The organism is Terrilactibacillus tamarindi, assembly GCF_009718825.1.
GTDB classification, from domain to species: domain Bacteria; phylum Bacillota; class Bacilli; order Bacillales; family Sporolactobacillaceae; genus Terrilactibacillus; species Terrilactibacillus tamarindi.
Map to the genome: position 1 here is coordinate 11,685 of NZ_WNHB01000005.1, position 18,180 is coordinate 29,864.

General features: G+C 37.7%; 22 protein-coding genes. 19 read left to right on the forward strand and 3 right to left on the reverse strand.

The window, feature by feature from the left end; genetic code table 11:
- Positions 1 to 64: 64 nt before the first annotated feature.
- A complete protein-coding gene (locus GMB86_RS04165) occupies positions 65 to 1,318 on the reverse strand; it encodes an MFS transporter (RefSeq protein ID WP_155217124.1) in 1,254 nt (417 codons plus the stop codon).
- Between the two features lie 258 nt (positions 1,319 to 1,576).
- Between GMB86_RS04165 and GMB86_RS04170 the strand changes: the two genes are divergently transcribed.
- The 8 genes from GMB86_RS04170 to GMB86_RS04205 all read left to right on the forward strand — a co-directional run bounded on the left by GMB86_RS04170 (position 1,577) and on the right by GMB86_RS04205 (position 8,400).
- Positions 1,577 to 2,122 carry an NUDIX hydrolase gene (locus tag GMB86_RS04170; protein ID WP_155217126.1) on the forward strand — a complete coding sequence of 182 codons (546 nt, stop codon included), beginning with the start codon at positions 1,577 to 1,579 and terminating at the stop codon, positions 2,120 to 2,122.
- 159 nt (positions 2,123 to 2,281) lie between these two features.
- Complete coding sequence (spoIIM, locus tag GMB86_RS04175; RefSeq protein WP_155217128.1) at positions 2,282 to 2,911, forward strand: stage II sporulation protein M; 630 nt, start codon at positions 2,282 to 2,284, stop codon at positions 2,909 to 2,911.
- Positions 2,912 to 3,023: 112 nt separating this feature from the next.
- Entirely contained in the window at positions 3,024 to 3,503 is a 480-nt protein-coding gene (gene fur, locus GMB86_RS04180) for a ferric iron uptake transcriptional regulator (RefSeq protein ID WP_155217130.1), read from the forward strand.
- 400 nt (positions 3,504 to 3,903) lie between these two features.
- Positions 3,904 to 4,140, forward strand: a complete 237-nt coding sequence (locus tag GMB86_RS04185) for a DUF4227 family protein (protein WP_155217132.1) — start codon at positions 3,904 to 3,906, stop codon at positions 4,138 to 4,140.
- Positions 4,141 to 4,142: 2 nt separating this feature from the next.
- On the forward strand, positions 4,143 to 5,033 hold the full coding sequence (gene xerD / locus GMB86_RS04190; protein ID WP_155217134.1) for a site-specific tyrosine recombinase XerD: 891 nt from the start codon (positions 4,143 to 4,145) through the stop codon (positions 5,031 to 5,033).
- A 21-nt stretch (positions 5,034 to 5,054) separates the two neighbouring features.
- A complete protein-coding gene (deoB, locus tag GMB86_RS04195) occupies positions 5,055 to 6,236 on the forward strand; it encodes a phosphopentomutase (RefSeq protein WP_155217136.1) in 1,182 nt (393 codons plus the stop codon).
- Positions 6,237 to 6,253: 17 nt separating this feature from the next.
- Positions 6,254 to 7,069 (forward strand): purine-nucleoside phosphorylase, encoded by an 816-nt coding sequence (locus tag GMB86_RS04200; protein ID WP_155217138.1) that lies wholly within the window; start codon positions 6,254 to 6,256, stop codon positions 7,067 to 7,069.
- Between the two features lie 38 nt (positions 7,070 to 7,107).
- Positions 7,108 to 8,400, forward strand: a complete 1,293-nt coding sequence (locus tag GMB86_RS04205) for a pyrimidine-nucleoside phosphorylase (RefSeq protein ID WP_329602750.1) — start codon at positions 7,108 to 7,110, stop codon at positions 8,398 to 8,400.
- Positions 8,401 to 8,498: 98 nt separating this feature from the next.
- On the opposite strand, the gene GMB86_RS04210 is transcribed toward GMB86_RS04205, so the two are convergent.
- Both GMB86_RS04210 and yidA read right to left on the reverse strand, forming a co-directional pair.
- The gene (locus GMB86_RS04210) at positions 8,499 to 8,735 is read right to left on the reverse strand and encodes an SPOR domain-containing protein (RefSeq protein ID WP_155217140.1); all 237 of its coding nucleotides are present in this window, start codon (positions 8,733 to 8,735) and stop codon (positions 8,499 to 8,501) included.
- Positions 8,736 to 9,025: 290 nt separating this feature from the next.
- Positions 9,026 to 9,838: a sugar-phosphatase gene (gene yidA, locus GMB86_RS04215; protein ID WP_155217142.1), complete on the reverse strand. Its 813-nt coding sequence runs from the start codon at positions 9,836 to 9,838 to the stop codon at positions 9,026 to 9,028.
- Between the two features lie 252 nt (positions 9,839 to 10,090).
- On the opposite strand from yidA, the gene GMB86_RS04220 reads away from it, so the two are divergent.
- From GMB86_RS04220 to GMB86_RS04270, 11 genes are all read left to right on the forward strand, one after another.
- Positions 10,091 to 11,260 (forward strand): D-alanyl-D-alanine carboxypeptidase family protein, encoded by a 1,170-nt coding sequence (locus tag GMB86_RS04220; protein WP_155217144.1) that lies wholly within the window; start codon positions 10,091 to 10,093, stop codon positions 11,258 to 11,260.
- Positions 11,261 to 11,412: 152 nt separating this feature from the next.
- Entirely contained in the window at positions 11,413 to 11,763 is a 351-nt protein-coding gene (gene spoIIAA / locus GMB86_RS04225) for an anti-sigma F factor antagonist (protein ID WP_141190604.1), read from the forward strand.
- Entirely contained in the window at positions 11,763 to 12,203 is a 441-nt protein-coding gene (gene spoIIAB / locus GMB86_RS04230; protein ID WP_155217146.1) for an anti-sigma F factor, read from the forward strand. The genes spoIIAA and spoIIAB overlap by 1 nt, the downstream gene beginning before the upstream one ends.
- A 12-nt stretch (positions 12,204 to 12,215) precedes the next feature.
- The gene (sigF, locus tag GMB86_RS04235) at positions 12,216 to 12,977 is read left to right on the forward strand and encodes an RNA polymerase sporulation sigma factor SigF (RefSeq protein ID WP_155217149.1); all 762 of its coding nucleotides are present in this window, start codon (positions 12,216 to 12,218) and stop codon (positions 12,975 to 12,977) included.
- Positions 12,978 to 13,218: 241 nt separating this feature from the next.
- Positions 13,219 to 13,842 carry a stage V sporulation protein AA gene (locus tag GMB86_RS04240; RefSeq protein WP_155217151.1) on the forward strand — a complete coding sequence of 208 codons (624 nt, stop codon included), beginning with the start codon at positions 13,219 to 13,221 and terminating at the stop codon, positions 13,840 to 13,842.
- Complete coding sequence (locus tag GMB86_RS04245; RefSeq protein ID WP_155217153.1) at positions 13,835 to 14,254, forward strand: stage V sporulation protein AB; 420 nt, start codon at positions 13,835 to 13,837, stop codon at positions 14,252 to 14,254. The genes GMB86_RS04240 and GMB86_RS04245 overlap by 8 nt, the downstream gene beginning before the upstream one ends.
- 28 nt (positions 14,255 to 14,282) lie before the next feature.
- A complete protein-coding gene (gene spoVAC / locus GMB86_RS04250; RefSeq protein WP_155217155.1) occupies positions 14,283 to 14,741 on the forward strand; it encodes a stage V sporulation protein AC in 459 nt (152 codons plus the stop codon).
- A gap of 16 nt (positions 14,742 to 14,757) precedes the next feature.
- Positions 14,758 to 15,777 carry a stage V sporulation protein AD gene (gene spoVAD, locus GMB86_RS04255; protein WP_155217157.1) on the forward strand — a complete coding sequence of 340 codons (1,020 nt, stop codon included), beginning with the start codon at positions 14,758 to 14,760 and terminating at the stop codon, positions 15,775 to 15,777.
- Entirely contained in the window at positions 15,774 to 16,124 is a 351-nt protein-coding gene (gene spoVAE, locus GMB86_RS04260) for a stage V sporulation protein AE (protein WP_155217159.1), read from the forward strand. The genes spoVAD and spoVAE overlap by 4 nt, the downstream gene beginning before the upstream one ends.
- Complete coding sequence (locus tag GMB86_RS04265) at positions 16,121 to 16,717, forward strand: stage V sporulation protein AE (protein WP_329602752.1); 597 nt, start codon at positions 16,121 to 16,123, stop codon at positions 16,715 to 16,717. The genes spoVAE and GMB86_RS04265 overlap by 4 nt, the downstream gene beginning before the upstream one ends.
- Positions 16,683 to 18,170 carry a spore germination protein gene (locus GMB86_RS04270; RefSeq protein ID WP_155217161.1) on the forward strand — a complete coding sequence of 496 codons (1,488 nt, stop codon included), beginning with the start codon at positions 16,683 to 16,685 and terminating at the stop codon, positions 18,168 to 18,170. Before GMB86_RS04265 ends, GMB86_RS04270 begins: the two co-directional genes overlap by 35 nt.
- Positions 18,171 to 18,180 lie beyond the last annotated feature (10 nt).

Here is an 18,180-nt window from a genome sequence, read left to right on the forward strand (position 1 = left end):
TGGGGGTCAATACTCGCCATTTAAAGCGGGATAAAAAAGTTCACATCACATGAGGCTTTTTCATTCAGTCAAACTGCCGTATTTTTGGTATGCACAAAACAATAAAAACAGTCACAAGAACGGCGCTACTTAAGACCGTCATCGCCGTTATGCCCCCAGCTGCTTTTGAAAACCAGCCGGTAAACAGATAGCCAGCTGGCAGTAAGGCGAATGAACCAAGCATATCAAGGCTAGCTACACGCCCAAATGATTCATCTGAAACGAGTTCTTGAAGACTTGTTTCCCAAACTAAGCCAAACGTCATAATCCCCATACCGCCAGCTACCATAAGTAAAACAAGCAAGGGTGGTGAAGAAACAAAAGTCATGAGCAATAAGACAAACCCATAAATGCCAGTCCCTATATAAGCCATATAGCCACGGAAGTGCCACCTTCTTCGCATTCCAAAGATAAAGGCAGCTATAGCTGCACCGATTCCTTCTCCAGACATCACGAAGCCATAAACAATAGGTTCTAAATGATAATGAACATTGATTAAACAAGGAATGATGATACTTATAATTCCAGTTGTGCAGATGTTAATAAAGCTAAAAGCAAGTATAGTCACCCAAAGCCAAGTTGATTGTTTCAAAGTGTGAATTCCACCCAAAAGATCTTTCCAGTTAAATCTATTCCCACTAGTATGACTCACATGATGACTTTTTTTATCATTCGTCATACATAGTAAACTTATTAATGAAATAAGATAGGTGATGCCATCGATTCCAAAACCAATCGGAGCAGATTTGTAAGCGATAATGCCTCCGATGGGAGGACCGATGAGTGACATGGCTTGAACGCTTAATTGACTTAATGAATTGGCAGCAGTTCGAATGTCAGGAGTAAACACCGTAGCACGTAGAGCAGAGTAAGCAGGCTGAAACAGACCGCTGGTTAAACCGAGAATCGCTGCTCCTACATATAATGTATGCATTGTTAAATATCCAGCTATTCCTAATCCCATGACTAGAAAGCTAATTAGAGCGCGAAAAGCGTCCATCAGAATCATTAAATGAATGCGATTGACCTTATCAACAATGACTCCTGCAAAGGGAAGAATAAGGACGTTAGGTAGCATATAACAGGCCATGACAATTCCCATCGAAACTGTAGAATGGGTTAATTGGAGGACTAAAATGGGAAGAATAATCATACTGATTGAACCGCCAAGAGTAGATAACGAGTTGCCGATCCATAAGCAGCGGAAGTTTCGAGATTTTTTAACAGGAATAAATAAATGAAAGGATGGCTTTCTTGTCTTTGAAATGCTTTTTTCCATGAATGATCACCCTGCTTTTATGTACTAAAAATTATTGCAAGAGAATAACGCTTATTTTTAGAAAATAGTTGCTTATTATTATACAAGATTAACAGCAAGACAGATATACAATTTTTAACTATTTTTTTAATGATCTATTTTCATTCCATAAAAGTAGATTGTTTTAGTAACAACGTTTAAGATAGATCAAGAGAAGAGTTAAACATGGTAGTGACTATTAAATGGATAAAAAAATAAAGAGTGAAAGGAAAGAGAAAAATGAGTCAATTTGAAGAAAAAACAGTATCATCAAAAACTATTTTTAATGGACGTATCGTCCAACTCGTAGTTGAAGATGTTGAACTACCAAATGGATCCAAAAGTAAGCGGGAAATTGTGAAACATCCTGGAGCTGTCGCTGTTATTGCGCAAACAGATGACCAAAAAGTCATCTTAGTCAGACAATATCGAAAGCCATTAGAGAAAGAAATTTATGAAATACCAGCTGGAAAACTAGAACCGGGTGAAGAACCTGAATCATCGGCTATCCGAGAAATGGAAGAAGAAACAGGTTATACGTGCGGTTCGGTCCAACATTTGGTGTCTTTTTATACATCACCAGGTTTTTCAGATGAGCTCCTTCATGTCTATGTTGCGACTGATTTAGTCAAAGGTCAACCACACCTTGATGAAGATGAATTTCTGGAAATTGAAGAAGTTGAGCTTAACGAAGCTCTTCAAATGATTCAAGACCATCGAATCTATGATGCAAAAACAGTTTATGCCATCCAATATTTACAACTGATTCAATTAACCCAGAAGTAATTCATTTTTATTATGAGAAGGGGTTCAATATTTCTTTGACATCGATTCAATCCTATTTGGACTTTGAACAAGTGAAATGAAATATATACTAGATTTTCAGTCATAGATTTCCTCAATTTTCATAGACTTAATTATAAGCTATTCGAGGAGGTCTAGTGAATGAATCAAAAGATAAAAAGAATCGTCATGAAACATGTTCAAGAAAATCTTCCAATATATACTTTTGTGGTCGTTTTATTCTTAATGGGTGTTATCTTTGGCGCTATTATTGTCAATAGTTTACCATATGAATCAAAGAAAGATCTTTATACTTATATCAGTCGTTTTTTCACAGAATTGTCAAAAGGCAATGTCGCTTCACCTCAAAATATGCTTGCCGAAAGCTTTACAAATTATGTACAATATATGGGGTTCATGTGGATTCTAGGATTATCGGTTATCGGTCTACCTATTATTTTTATCCTACTATTTTTAAAAGGGATTGTTCTTGGGTTTACGGTTGGTTTTCTTGTCAATCAAATGGGATTCCATGGTTTTTGGGTCTCATTGGCGAGTGTATTTCCACAGAATGTCTTTATTGTTCCTCTTTTTATTATTACAGGAGCTGTATCCATTTCCTTTTCATTGAAAATGTTTCGGCAATTGTTAATGAAAACGCGAAAAGCTCCTTTATGGCCTCAATTTATCCGTTACGGTTTATTTATGGTCCTCGTTTGTCTCGTATTATTATTTGTCTCGACGTATGAAGCCTATATATCGCCTGTGATCATTCGTAGTGTTGTTCATTAATTGATTATCATTTAATAATAAATTCAATTTTTAAATTATAATTATTCTAATTTGACACTTCTCTTGTCAAGGATTATAATACGTTTGTGTAAAGGCGAGGGAGGGGTATGTTTTGGAAAGTAGAATTAATCGAATAAAGAAACAATTACATTCTCGTAAATATAAACTAACACCACAAAGAGAAGCCACCGTTCGTGTTCTTCTAGAAAATGAAGAAGACCATCTAAGTGCAGAAGATGTTTACCTCCTCGTAAAAGATAAGGCACCGGAAATCGGACTTGCGACGGTGTATCGAACACTTGAACTGTTATCTGAGTTGAAAGTTGTAGATAAAATTAATTTTGGAGATGGCGTATCCCGCTATGATTTAAGACAAGAAGGTGCCACACATTTTCATCACCATTTAGTATGTATTGAATGCGGTGCGGTAGATGAAATCCAGGAAGATCTTCTTGGCGATGTAGAAAAAGTGGTTGAACGAAATTGGCACTTTAAAATTAAGGACCATCGTTTAACGTTTCATGGTATTTGCCACCGTTGTGTTAGTAAACATGCAGAGGTGGAACAAAAAGAACATAATATCAGTCGTTAAGTAGACCTTTTCCTATGGAGAAGGTTTTATCTTTATATCTCCATTTATCAAGATTTAAACCACCTTCAAGTAGTTCCGATTTTAAAGTATGGATCGAAGGACATCTATTTTGATAAACTAAAAACTAGAAAAAATTAATAGAAGTTACAGGTGAATAGGTTCTTACTTCCTACTTAACGTAAAAAATGGTTATAATACATAATATAAGACGTATCTTAGTGATTGCAAAATCATAACAACACATTCATTAACATTGTTACGCTATCTACTACTCTATCATGGATAAAGTGAAGTGAGAGAATCCATATTTTACGAGATATGCCCTATAAAGAGTAAAGATTAACTCATCATCGTCATATAGTAAAGAAAGACAACCTTTAGATACGGATGGTGAAAATGGGTGAAAAATTTCTATAGTGGATTGATTGAAACATGCCGTGTATTTATCCTTTTTGTTGTTTTAACGCTTTTTTTTTATTATGCTTTGAATCATTTGGATCGACGAGAGGAAAGCTATCATAAATACGATGAACCGATTGGAAGAGCCATCAAAGTATCCTATACAGTAGATGAAGAACAAATGACGAAGCAGAATGGGTTTCCAAGGTTAATGGAATTTTTTAGAAATGGGGAATGATTATGCAGGATCAATTGGATACATTTCTTCATTATCTAGAAATGGATCGACGGCTATCAGAAAATACAAGAGAAGCTTATCACCGTGATCTTACTCAGTATATTCGTTTTTTGCGGCAAACCGTACATATTCAATACTGGGATCAAGTGGTTACATCGACGATATCACGTTATTTATATTCTCTAAAAGATGAAGGGAAAGCACCCGCCACGATTGCAAGGCAGATTGCGAGTATAAAAGGGTTTCATCATTATCTCCTGGAGAATCGTTTAATGCAGCATGATCCTGCCTATGAGATCAATATCCCAAAAGTGTCCCGAAAATTCCCTTCTGTTTTAACTATTCAAGAAGTAAATACCCTCCTTGATGTACCTAACATCCTTGTGCCTACTGGAATGCGTGATCGTGCGATTCTTGAAGTCCTTTATGGGGCAGGTATTCGAGCGACCGAACTCATTCAATTAAATCAGGCAGATGTTCATTTAGAGATGGGGTTTATTCGGGTCGGACATGGAAGGAACGAGCGTGTCATTCCTCTTGGTAAACCTTCAATAAGGGCACTTAGGCAATACATTAATGAAGGCATGCCGAAACTTGTCAAACATAAGCGAGATAAGGATGCTTTTTTTGTTAACAGACGCGGTGATCGACTCACGAGACAAGGGCTTTGGAAAATTTTAAAGTCTTTGGCTAAACAAGCTCATATTGAAAAAGAACTCACACCGCATACACTTAGACATACTTTTGCGACACATCTCATTCAAAATGGCGCAGATATTATTTCAATACAAGAAATGCTAGGGCACGTTGATATTTCGACGACACAGATATATGCTAGTCAAGTTAAACATAGTATGAAAGATGTTTTCTCAAGATATCATCCTCGTTCATAAAGTAAATGGAGGCATTAAATCATGGAAAAAAAATTCAAAAGGGTTTTCCTCATTGTATTGGATTCAGTTGGAATAGGCGAAGCACCTGATGCTTCAAAATTCGATGACTATGGGGTCGACACATTGGGTCATATCGCAGAAAAAATGAATGGATTAACGTTACCACATCTTGAGTCCTTTGGATTAGGATGTATCCGAGATGATATAAAAGGAATCTCTCCTACTTTGCATCCTAAAGCTCATTATGGTCGGATGCAAGAAGCATCAAACGGAAAAGATACCATGACGGGTCACTGGGAAATTATGGGGCTAAAAATTGAAAAACCTTTTATTACATTTCCTAATGGGTTCCCAAAAGAATTGATTGAGGCATTAGAAGAAAAAACGGGACGGAAAATTATTGGAAATAAACCGGCATCGGGAACAGAAATTCTTGATGAACTAGGTGAAGAACATATGAAGACAGGGGCGTTAATTGTTTACACGTCTGCAGATTCGGTCCTGCAAATTGCGGCCCACGAGTCTATTGTTCCTTTAGATGAACTCTACAAAATTTGTGATATCGCAAGAGAAATGACAAAAGATGAAAAATATATGGTAGGCCGTGTCATCGCACGTCCATTTGTTGGGGAACCTGGCCATTTTGAACGGACACCCAATCGTCATGATTATGCTTTAAAGCCTTTTGGACATACCGTCATGAACGAATTGAAAGATCAAAAATTAGATGTTATCGCTTTAGGGAAAATTTCTGATATCTATGATGGTGAAGGAGTAACCAAAAGTGTTCGTACGAAGGATAACATGGATGGAGTAGACAAGCTATTAGACGTGATGGATGAACCATTTCATGGTTTAGCTTTTTTAAACCTTGTGGACTTTGATGCTAAATATGGTCATCGCCGGGATCCTATTGGGTATGGGGAAGCCTTAGAAGCTTTTGACCAACGCATGCCCCAAATTTTGGCTAAAATGACTCCCGATGATTGTTTAATTATAACAGCCGATCATGGGAATGACCCAACATATAAAGGGACGGATCATACCCGTGAATTTGTACCGCTCTTTGTCTATCATCAAAATATTAAAGAAGGGCATTCCCTTCCACTTCGTCAAACCTTTTCAGATATTGGAGCGACCGTTAGCGATATATTCAGTATTCCGATGCCGAAAAATGGCGTTAGTTTTTTAGATAAAATATAAAGGTTGAGGTGATTTTGATGCTATCAACAATAAATGAAGCAGCGTCTATTGTGCAAGAAAAAATGACAGTCAATCCTAAAATAGGTCTTATTCTTGGATCTGGATTAGGTATCCTGGCTGATGAATTAACAGAATCAGTCCACATTCCATATGAATCTCTTCCCGGGTTTCCAACATCGACGGTTAAAGGTCATAAGGGTCAATTTGTCATTGGGAAACTGGAAGGTATTCCAGTCATAGCCATGCAAGGCAGGTATCATTATTACGAAGGATACGATTTAAAACAAGTCACTCTACCCGTTCGAGTCATGAAAGAAATCGGCATCACAACACTGATTGTGACGAATGCAGCAGGCGGTGTAAATCTCTCCTTCAAACCAGGGGACTTAATGATCATCAATGACCATATTAATATGTTAGGTAACAATCCTTTATTTGGACCAAATGATGACACTTTAGGTGATCGTTTCCCAGATATGTCAAAGCCGTATCATCCTGCATTAATTGAAGCGGCAAAGCAAGCAGCAAACGACATAGGTCTTTCTATTCAAGAAGGGGTTTACTTTGCGACGCCTGGCCCTAACTATGAAACACCCGCCGAAGTGCGAATGATACGTACACTTGGTGGAGATGCAGTCGGTATGTCGACCGTACCTGAAGTCATCGTGGCCAATCATGCTAAATTGAGTGTTCTTGGTATCTCTTGTATTACGAATGCAGGAAGTGGCATTCTAGATCAACCCTTGTCTCATCAAGAAGTCATTGAGATAACTGAACAAATAAAAGATCAGTTTGTTAAATTGATCAAGGGAATTGTTAAGAAGATAGGCTAATAACCGGCCGATAACCGATCAAGTTAGGAGGATTCAATGTGAGAATGGTGGACATTATACATAAAAAACGCGATGGATTTGAACTAACACATGAGGAAATTCAATTTTTTATTCAAGGTTATGTAAAAGAGAAGATCCCAGATTATCAAGTATCGGCATTAATGATGGCCATATTCTTTAAAGAAATGTCAGAGACCGAGTTATCTTTCTTAGTCTATGAGATGGTTAAATCAGGTGATGTAATTGATTTAACGGCTATACAGGGAATTAAGGTGGATAAACATTCAACAGGTGGTGTCGGGGATAAGACAAGTCTCATTGTTGGTCCGCTCGTAGCATCTGCAGGGATTCCAGTTGCGAAAATGAGTGGGCGGGGATTAGGTCATACAGGTGGAACGATTGATAAGCTTGAGTCCATTGATGGCTTCAAAACGGAGCTTTCCGAAACTGAATTTATCAAGCAGGTGAATGATGTGAAGATCGCTATCGCAGGTCAAACAGGACACCTCGTTCCTGCGGATAAGATGCTCTATGCGCTTCGTGATGTTACAGCTACGGTTGAATCGATCCCACTCATTGCGAGTTCCATTATGAGCAAGAAACTCGCTTCTGGAGCAGATGCGATCGTCCTTGATGTGAAAGTTGGATCCGGCGCATTTATGAAAACGATGGATGAAGCTAAACGCTTAGCCGAGGCCATGGTCACGATTGGGGAGTCCTTAAATCGAAAAACAGTCGCTGTCATTAGTAGCATGAATCAACCTCTCGGACATGAAATTGGCAATGCAAATGAAGTTCGGGAAGCCATTCAAACATTGAAAGGGGAAGGACCAGAAGATTTACAGGAACTTTGTCTGACCATTGCATCGCATATGGTTGTTTTAGGTGGAATAGTTGATCAAGTTGACGTGGCCTATCAATTATTGTTATCAAAACTTAAAGATGGTTCGGCTTACAATAGGTTTAAAACCTTCATTGAAAGACAAGGCGGTAACTTAAAATCACTTGAAACCAAACAAGCAAAATACCATATTGATGTTCGTGTCAAACAGAAAGGCTATTTACATCGTGTAGATACTGAAGGTATTGGAATGGCAGCAATGCTTCTTGGAGCAGGCAGGAAAGAAAAAGGGGACCCCATTGATCATAGTGTTGGAATTACGATGCATAAGAAATTGGGTGATGAGCTTAACCAAGATGACATTATTTTCACGATACATGCCAATAGAGATCAGGTGTCAGAAGTTATCGATCGGTTGAATCAATCCTATGATGTCCAAGAAAATTCGTTTGAAAAAGAAGGCATTGTTTATCGTGTCATAACGAAATAAAGAGAAATGATAAAAGCAGATAACAAGCTCGTTACTGCTTTTATTCTATTTTAGTAGCTTATTATTCTACTTTAGTAGCTATAGAAACAACTCTTAGTCTATATATTCCTTGTTATAAAAGCCTGTCGAAGGCCAAGACCTTTAATTTTATCAATATCTTCTAGTGCTTCTTTTTTCGCGAAGTAGGGCCCGGCTTGGACACTATACAATTTTTGTCTATCAAAAGAGAGCGTTATTAATTGACTATCAATTTGATTCTGTTTTAAAAAATAAGACTGTTCTTCAGCACGTTTGTTGCTATTGGTGGTCTCTACAATGATTTTATATTCACCCACGAGGTAACCTCCTTATCTCACTCTACATTTTTTATTTCTAGTATATGCTTGTATATCCTTATTGACTGGTTGAATCTCTTTATTTTCATAAAATTAGATAAAAGACTAGTAGATTTATATCATAACTATGAGTCATAGGCAATTTAATCGTAAATCTGGTAAAGGAAGACCAGAAATTAAAGGCATCCCTGGAAGGAAAATTTAGAGGGTGAGTTCATAAAAAAAGCCCGATTTTAATTCGGGCTACTGAAGTTTAGGTAGAAAAACGGTCATTCATTTTTAAAATTTACTTATTTTTTAATGACAAATTTCTCAACGGCGTAAGCGACCCCATTTTCTTCATTTGTTAGTGTGATAAACTGGGCAGCATCTTTTACTTTATCAATGGCATTTCCCATTGCAACTCCCAAACCTGCATACTCAATCATGGCCAAATCATTTTCTTCGTCACCGAATGTCATCATCTCTTCTTGTTTTATCCCAAGATGTTGACCCAAGGCTAGAAGTCCTTTTCCTTTATCGACATTTTTATTCATAATTTCAAGTAAAACAGGTCTAGATTTCATCATTGTATAATTCTCAAAAAATGAACGAGGAATTTTTTGTATTGCAGCATCAAGTACCGGTTGATCAATGCAAAAAAGAGCTTTATTTATTTTGGTATCTTCTGGAAGTGATTCAATATCTGTTGTAACGAAAGGCAATGCTTTCATAATACCACCATATAAGGAAGGTTTACCCTCTGGAGGCGCTGGTGTATAAACACGTTCTAGATCAATAAAATTCATAGGTACTTCCAACGTTTGGCTAAGCTTATAAAGGATCTGAATATCTTTTTTTGACATGGTTATTTCAGAAACAACGTCACCTGTTTTCGTCTTCTGAACAAGTCCTCCGTTATAAGTAATTCCATAATCGCCATCTTCTCGAAGATTTAGTTCATCAAGATAGTGAACCATACCTAATAGAGGCCTACCTGTACACAAGACAATTTTAACCCCTTGATTTTTAGCTTTTTTTAAAACATCTTTTGTTCTATCTGTTATTTTTTTCTCGTTATTTAGAAGCGTTCCATCTAAATCAATCGCGATAAGTTTCATCATAATCCTTTTTTTATCCCCCTAAAGACGTGAGCTAGTTAACCACTCTTATAATATATGTAAATATGGCATGAGACAATGAAAAACGCTTGTTTTCTTCTCTACTTGATCATTAAGATATACCGTTTCAGTTAGGTCAAAGAGAGAAACTGGATTTATGAATATTGAAATAAAGCGATCAATTTCTCCTTCATTTTCTCGTATAGTTTTGCCTTTTTTGGGAAGACTATAGAGGATTATAAGGAGGGATATGCATTGAAGATTTTGGTATCTATAGGACTAAGTGTCATCCTTTTGGTTTCATCATTAGGCAGTCAAGGATTCACTTATGCAAAAAGTAAATCAGAAAAGAAAGATGCAGCCGAACAAATGAAATCGGCCTTTGTGATTGAAAAGGAAACAGGGAAAGTTCTGTTTACAAAAGATAGTAATAAAGAACTTCCGCCAGCTAGCATGACAAAAATTATGACGTTACTCCTAATTTTCAAAGGATTAGATCGTCATGATTTTTCACTCAAAGATAAAGTATCAGTTAGTGAACACGCTGCCTCAATGGGGGGATCGCAAGTCTTTCTCGAACCAGGAGAAACAATGACCGTTAATGAGATGCTAAAAGCTATAACCATAGCCTCTGCAAACGATGCATCTGTCGCAATGGCTGAATACATAGCCGGATCAGAGAAAGATTTTGTTAAGCGAATGAATAAAGAAGCCAAAAAACTAGGTCTTAAACATACTCATTTTAAAAATCCAACGGGTCTGCCAGTAGATGGCCATTACTCATCTGCTCATGATATGGCGATCATGGCCAAAGCTTTACTAGATCATGAAAAAGTACTTGGGTATACGTCAAGATACGAAGATTATTTACGTGAAGACACCGAAAATAAATTTTGGCTTGTTAACACAAATAAATTAATAAAGACCTATCCCGGTGTCGATGGTTTGAAGACAGGTTTTACAAACGAGGCGAAGTATTGCTTAACGGCTACAGCGACCCGAAATAATATGCGTGTCATTGCCGTTGTTATGGGCGCCCAAACACCGAAGGATCGAAATAAAAAAATGGCTCAGTTATTAGATCAGGCTTTTGCCAATTATAAAATCAAAAAATTAATAAACAAAAACCATACGGTAAAAGTTGTAGATGTTAGTAAATCGGAAAAACAACATGTACCTGTCGTAACTAAGAAACCCGTTGTTCTTCTTTTGAAAAAAAGTGACTCAGGTAAACATGTGAAGAAGAGAATAATGATTAAAAAACATCTTCAAGCACCGTTAAAAGCAGGAACAGTCGTTGGTTATTATGAATTAAGACAAAATAACAAAGTGTTAGCTAAAACGCCCCTTGTTATTAACCAAGACATTAAAGAGGCTTCATGGTGGCAGTTATTTAAACAAACCATGGGTAAAATCGTACACTAAAGTTTCTTGTCGTACAGGTTTTACAAGGATTGGCGCTATTTTATATATTTTAACTAGTTACGTCGAATGATCACTAGTTTTGTCATGGTGAAGGAATTCAAAAGATAGATAGAGAAACCTTCATTATCCGGAATAAAAGGAGGAGAGGACAGATGAGTCTTCAAATTGATTTGGATGTAAAATACGAAGTTCTCTGTATTCGTCTAGAAGGGGAATTAGATCATCATACAGCTGAAGATTTGAGAAATCAGGTTAATGACTTGATGAAACAGAAGGCTGTACAACATATTTTATTGAATTTAGGTCAATTACAATTTATGGATAGTTCAGGGCTTGGGGTTATTCTCGGAAGATATAAGCAAATTGCAAGCCTCGGTGGAGAGATGGTTGTATGCTCAATCTCTCCTGCTGTCCGTCGGTTATTTGAATTGTCAGGTATGTTTAAGATCATTCGTTACGAAGAAGACGAACATTATGCCTTACAAACATTGGGGGTAGCATAATGCGGAACGAAATGCATATTAAGTTTTCGGCACTTAGTCAAAATGAATCTTTTGCACGTGTTACTGTTGCCGCATTTGTTGCACAGATTGACCCAACAATGGACGAACTAACCGAAATAAAAACCGTCGTTTCAGAGGCAGTCACAAATGCGATCATTCATGGTTATGAAAATAAAGGGGAGGGCTTAGTCGAGATCCATGCGGAAATCATTGATCGAACCGTTAAAATTATGATACGAGACACGGGTATTGGTATTAGGGATCTAGCTGAAGCACGTCAGCCTCTCTTTACCACGAAACCAGAACTTGAGCGATCAGGCATGGGCTTTACTATTATGGAAAGTTTTATGGATAATATTGATGTCTTTTCGGAACCAAATGAAGGTACAACCATTTATCTGACAAAACATTTTGTCGGAAGTAAAACCATTGTGAATTAGGGAGCAGGGCCTATGGATCTCGAGGTGAGAAAAGAAACGGCAAAAGAACCCTTATTAGATGATGCAGAAATCAAACATTTGATTAAAGAAAGCCACTCCGGTAATAAAGATGCTAGAGATATAATTATTCAGAAAAATCTCCGGCTCGTTTGGTCAGTTGTTGGACGGTTTTCCAATCGTGGATATGAAGCAGATGATTTGTTTCAAATTGGATGCATTGGTTTATTAAAATCAGTAGATAAATTCGATCTCTCATATGACGTGAAATTTTCTACGTATGCAGTGCCCATGATTATTGGTGAGATTCAAAGATTTATTCGAGATGACGGTGTGGTTAAAGTTAGCCGATCACTGAAAGAAACGGGTAACAAAGTACGAAAGAAAAAAGATGAATTATCCAAAAAATTAGGACGAAATCCAACCGTGAATGAAATTGCAGAAGCACTCGAATTATCACCTGAAGATGTCGTCTTATCACAAGAAGCGATTCGGGCACCTTCATCGATACATGAAACCGTCTATGAAAACGATGGGGATCCCATTACATTACTAGACCAAATTTCTGATAAAGATGAAGGGAAATGGTTTGATCAAATCGTCATTAAAGAAGCAGTCGAACAATTGAAGGAACGGGAACGTTTAATTGTCTACCTGCGTTACTATAAAGACCAAACACAGACAGAGGTAGCAAAAAGGTTAGGCATTTCACAGGTACAAGTTTCACGATTAGAAAAGAAAATATTAGAGGATATTAAAGGACACATGGTGGAATAACGCCAAGTGTCTTTTTTTTTAGGTCATTTTGACTATAACTCTAAGTATGTATGGACAATTAACTTACTTTAGCATCGTACCACACCGTAAGTGTTCGAGGCGGATCCCAATGAATATCTGTCTGATTTATAGCCGATGCTGCCCTTTTTTAATTAATAAAAAAATGTAATTAATGGAAATGATGAGTTTGAGCATGAATGGCGGAGATTAAGCAATACTAAATCTGTAAGGAGGAAGAAACATGGGTGTTATTTCTCTCTATGTAAGATTGCGTCCAAAGTTTCAAGCCATGTGTCAAGATACCATTCAAGTTCAACATATTGCTCAAATCATTGGTCCAAATCACGTTGTGACAAAAATTAAGAAAAAAACCATTCATAAGATTACACCAGAAGATAGTACTTATCTTGTTATTGACGTGATGGAGATCATTGATGCGATTTATTCTGACTATCCAGAGGCTGATATCCAAATTGTAGGTCCCAACCAAACCATTATTGAAGTTCAATCACATCATAAACCTCGCAGGCGACCTTTTTTATTTATGTTTGTTTGGGTGTTATTGTTCATTGGTTCAGGTCTTGCAATTATTAATTTTCATGAAGACGTGACCATGGGGAGTGTTCATGAAAAAATATATTATTTAATTACAGGAGAGAAAAATGCGCAGCCCCTCCTTCTACAGATTCCTTATTCAGTTGGCTTAGGTCTTGGAATGATTCTTTTTTTTAATCATGTATTTAAAAAGAAATTCAATGAAGAGCCTAGTCCTTTGGAGATTGAGATGTTTAATTATCAGCAAGATTTAGATCAATTTGTCATATTAAATGAAAGCAAAAAAAAGGATAAAGAAAAATATGATTAAAGACGTCGTTATCATACTGATTGGTCTAGCTGGAGGATTAATAACAGGTGGGGGTTTTGTAGCGACTCTAACCGTTTTAGGAATTATACCCAGGCTTGTTCAAATGACAAAAACAAAGAATAAAATAAGATTCTATGAGTGGAGTGTCATTGTAGGCGCTGTTTCGGGAACTTGGTTTGGGTTAAGAAACGATCAACTATCCCTTCCCATTTTACTAGTAACACCAATTGGTTTATTTTCCGGTATCTTCATCGGAATGGTTGCAGCAGCTTTGACTGAGGTACTTAATGTTATCCCAATTGTTTCTAGGCGGATTGGCATACATCAACAAATATTAACTCTACTTATGGCAATCGTTCTTGGTAAGATCTTTGGCTCATTATTTCATTGGGCTATTTTTGTCAAAATATAATCAATGTGTTTAACAGGAGGAAATAGATATGGTCAAATTAAATGATCCAAAAAATTATAGCAAAAATATGAAATCTTATCAGCCTTCCGTTCCCTATTTTATGAATTGCTTAAAGGCGTTTCTATTTGGTGGGGCTATTTGTGTTATTGGTCAAAGTCTTCAAGAGATGTATATACATTCTTTTCACTTTACTAAGGATAACGCAGGGAATCTAACGAGTGCGACATTAATTCTTATTTCAGCACTTCTGACAGGTTTTGGGGTATACGATAAGTTTGCTCGATACGCTGGGGCAGGTTCTCTCGTACCGGTTACCGGATTTGCGAATTCAATAACGAGTGCCGGACTTGAATCGAAAAGTGAAGGGATCGTTCTTGGCATTGCAACGAATTTATTCAAATTAGCTGGAGCGGTTATCGTCTTTGGAGTCGTATCTGCTACCGTTTTTGGTACGATTCGGTTATTTATTGAACATTTATTAAAGTGAGAAGGAGGAATGTCCTATGGGTAAAATCGGAAAACAGACGTGGAGATTTGAGAAACCCATCTATATCAACGCCACAGGGACAACTGTAGGTCCACTTGAATCACAAGGACCTTTGAAAGATAGTTTTGATAAGTGGTTTGATAAGTTACATTGTGACGAAAAAAATTGGGAAGCAGCTGAAAGAAAATTACTACAAGAAGCGATTACCATTTGCTTAAATAAAGGAAATCAGACCACGAAAAATATTGATATCTTTCTCGCTGGTGACTTGTTAAATCAAACCGTCACATCGAACTTTGTTGCCAGAGAAATTCAAATCCCTTTTCTAGGACTTTTTGGAGCATGCTCCACTTCAATGGAATCCCTCGCTTTGGGAGCTCAACTTATTGATAGTGGCTATGCACAAACGGCTTTATGTGGGGTTAGCAGCCACAATGGAGCAGCAGAAAGACAATTTCGTTATCCTACGGAATATGGAGGACCTACAGTTAAGACAAAAACATTTACAGTCACCGGAGCAGGCGTTGCTCTATTATCCCAAAAAACGTCTCATGTGATCGTTAAAGAAGCCATTATTGGAAAAGTGGTTGATTGGGGAATTGGTGATCCCAATAACATGGGAACGGCGATGGCACCTGCTGCAGCCGACACCATTTATACGTTTTTTCAAGATACGGGTTATAACCCACAGGATTTTGACATGATCGTGACGGGTGATCTTTCGAGTGTGGGAAGTCCCATTTTAAAACAACTTTTATCAGAGAAAAAATTAGACATCAGCAAGAATCACCATGATTGCGGTTTAATGATTTACAGGCCAAATCAGCCGGTGAGTGCGGGTGGGAGTGGATGTGCTTGCTCAGCCGTGGTCACATATGGACATCTGGTCAAACAATTAACGAAGGGCACGATAAAAAGGGTTCTTGTTGTAGCAACAGGTGCCTTATTAAATCCGACTGTTATCATGCAAAAAGAAACTATTCCGTGTATTGCTCATGGAGTTGTTTTAGAAGCGGCAGGAGGTCAAAATTCATGATTTTTTTATACGCTTTTCTTGTCGGTGGACTAATCTGTGTCGCTGGTCAAATTCTTTTAGATGTTTTTAAACTAACGCCAGCCCATGTGATTGTTTCTTTTACAGTTATAGGAGCCGCTTTGGATGTCTTTAGCATTTACGATAAGCTGATTGAGTTCGCAGGAGCTGGTGCATCAGTGCCTATAACAAGTTTTGGACATGCGCTTCTCCATGGTGCAATGGCTGAAGGCCATGAACATGGTTATATCGGTATTTTGATGGGCATCTTTAAACTAACTTCTGCTGGTATAACTTCTGCGATTCTATTTGGATTTATTGTCGCACTCATTTTTAAACCTAAGGGGTGAGTTCGCTGAAAAACGTCATTCTTATTACAGATGGTGATCAATATGCAAGAGAGGCCGTTGAGCACGCCGCAAAGATGCTACATTGCAGATGCATCTCTCAATCAGCAGGAAATCCAACCGTTCAGAGTGGTGAAGATATCGTTGATCATATCCTTAAAACTCCAACAGATCCTGTTCTCGTGATGTTTGATGATTCGGGGTTTAACGGGAAAGGACATGGTGAACAAGCACTTGAATACGTTGCAAAACATAAGAGTATCCACGTTCTAGGCGTTTTAGCCGTCGCCTCAAATAGTGCCAACCATGAGTGGACAAGGGTTGATGTAAGCATTGATAACACAGGAACATTGACAGAATATGGAGTGGATAAAGAAGGACTTCCTGATCTAGAATTAGGACGCATCTCTGGAGATACGGTTTATGTTTTAGATCGTTTAAGGATTCCTCTCATTGTGGGGATTGGAGACCTAGGGAAGATGCGCGGTATGGATACGATTGAACAAGGTGCACCAATTACCGTATCTGCGATAAAACTTATCTTAGAAAGGAGTGGCTATCATGACAACAGTAACGAAAAAGACACCCGTTTATAATCGATTAAAAGACAATGTAGATTATTTAAAATCAAGATTAGATATTGGCCCACATAATTTTGACGTAGGTAATCGCGATTTGAAGCTGATGGGTAAAGATCTATCGATTTTTTACAGTAATTCACTTGTTGAAACTCAGATTGTTGTTGCTTTAATTCAAAATATGTATTTCATGGCCACTAGCCATCATGGAACAAGAAATGTTTTTGATCTGCTTAAAACGCATGTTACACATGAGCAAGTAAGCGAAGTAAAGTCGCTTGATGAAGTCGTAGACAAAATGCTGTCTGGGCTAATCATCGTTTTTATTGATGGAGAAAGTGTCGGAATCGTAGTCGATACGCGTCACTATCCTGGAAGAACACCCGAAGAGCCAGATGTTGAAAAAGTCATTCGGGGTTCAAAAGATGGCTTTACGGAAAACATTATTGAGAATGCAGGACTGCTTAGACGGCGTATCCGCGATGAACGTTATCGAAATGAACTCCTTCAAGTCGGTGAACGTTCAAAAACAGATGTTTGTATTAGCTATTTAAAGGATGTCGTTAATCCCGATTTGCTTAAATCTGTACGAGAAGAAATTAAAAAAATAAATGTAGATGGCATTCCTATGGCAGATAAATCAATTGAAGAATTTATCTTAAAACAAGGTTGGAATCCCTATCCAATGGTACGTTATACGGGACGACCAGATGTTGCTGCTGCTCATCTACTTGAAGGTCATATCATTATCATTACAGATACATCGCCAAGCGCTATTATCATCCCTGTCACCCTGTTTCATCACGTTCAACATGCTGAAGAGTATCGTCAAGTTGTCGCAGTTGGAGCGGTGACGAGATGGATCCGATTTATAGCTATTTTCACATCTGTCTTCCTACTTCCCTTGTGGATATTGCTTGTACAACATCACCTTCTTCCGGATAATCTAAATTTCATTGGTCCGAATAAACACGATTACCATTTACCTTTACTTCTTCAAATCATCCTTGCAGAACTTGGGATTGAGATATTAAGAATGGCGGCGGTACATACCCCTACGGCCTTATCAACAGCCCTTGGACTTATTGCCGCGGTTTTAATCGGGCAAATAGCCATTCAAGTAGGTATTTTTTTACCTGAAGTCATTTTATATGCTGCAGTTGCTGCAATCGGAGGATATGCAACGCCAAGCTACGAATTAGGGGTTGCTAATAAAATAACTAGACTTATTTTAACAGTTTTAGCTAGTGTCTTCGGTGTTCCAGGTTTTGTTATTGGGGTTACCGTGTTTATCGTTTACTTGGCTAGAGTACAAAATCTCAACATACCTTACTTGTGGCCATTAATTCCTTTCAATCCAACAGGATTTTATAATATTATGATAAGAAGAGCCATGCCAACAGCCCGGATCCGCCCTAGTATTTTGAAACCACAAGACAAATATCGGATGCCGAAACCGGATAATAGTTAATGTCACTTTA

Excerpts from the sequence above, each read along its gene's own strand:
- GMB86_RS04165 (WP_155217124.1), bottom strand. The coding sequence starts at position 1,318 with ATGGAAAAAAGCATTTCAAAGACAAGAAAGCCATCCTTTCATTTATTT.
- GMB86_RS04170 (WP_155217126.1), top strand. The coding sequence starts at position 1,577 with ATGAGTCAATTTGAAGAAAAAACAGTATCATCAAAAACTATTTTTAAT.
- spoIIM (WP_155217128.1), top strand. The coding sequence starts at position 2,282 with ATGAATCAAAAGATAAAAAGAATCGTCATGAAACATGTTCAAGAAAAT.
- xerD (WP_155217134.1), top strand. The coding sequence starts at position 4,143 with ATGCAGGATCAATTGGATACATTTCTTCATTATCTAGAAATGGATCGA.
- deoB (WP_155217136.1), top strand. The coding sequence starts at position 5,055 with ATGGAAAAAAAATTCAAAAGGGTTTTCCTCATTGTATTGGATTCAGTT.
- GMB86_RS04200 (WP_155217138.1), top strand. The coding sequence starts at position 6,254 with ATGCTATCAACAATAAATGAAGCAGCGTCTATTGTGCAAGAAAAAATG.
- yidA (WP_155217142.1), bottom strand. The coding sequence starts at position 9,838 with ATGATGAAACTTATCGCGATTGATTTAGATGGAACGCTTCTAAATAAC.
- spoIIAA (WP_141190604.1), top strand. The coding sequence starts at position 11,413 with ATGAGTCTTCAAATTGATTTGGATGTAAAATACGAAGTTCTCTGTATT.
- spoIIAB (WP_155217146.1), top strand. The coding sequence starts at position 11,763 with ATGCGGAACGAAATGCATATTAAGTTTTCGGCACTTAGTCAAAATGAA.
- sigF (WP_155217149.1), top strand. The coding sequence starts at position 12,216 with ATGGATCTCGAGGTGAGAAAAGAAACGGCAAAAGAACCCTTATTAGAT.
- GMB86_RS04240 (WP_155217151.1), top strand. The coding sequence starts at position 13,219 with ATGGGTGTTATTTCTCTCTATGTAAGATTGCGTCCAAAGTTTCAAGCC.
- GMB86_RS04245 (WP_155217153.1), top strand. The coding sequence starts at position 13,835 with ATGATTAAAGACGTCGTTATCATACTGATTGGTCTAGCTGGAGGATTA.
- spoVAC (WP_155217155.1), top strand. The coding sequence starts at position 14,283 with ATGGTCAAATTAAATGATCCAAAAAATTATAGCAAAAATATGAAATCT.
- spoVAD (WP_155217157.1), top strand. The coding sequence starts at position 14,758 with ATGGGTAAAATCGGAAAACAGACGTGGAGATTTGAGAAACCCATCTAT.
- spoVAE (WP_155217159.1), top strand. The coding sequence starts at position 15,774 with ATGATTTTTTTATACGCTTTTCTTGTCGGTGGACTAATCTGTGTCGCT.
- GMB86_RS04270 (WP_155217161.1), top strand. The coding sequence starts at position 16,683 with ATGACAACAGTAACGAAAAAGACACCCGTTTATAATCGATTAAAAGAC.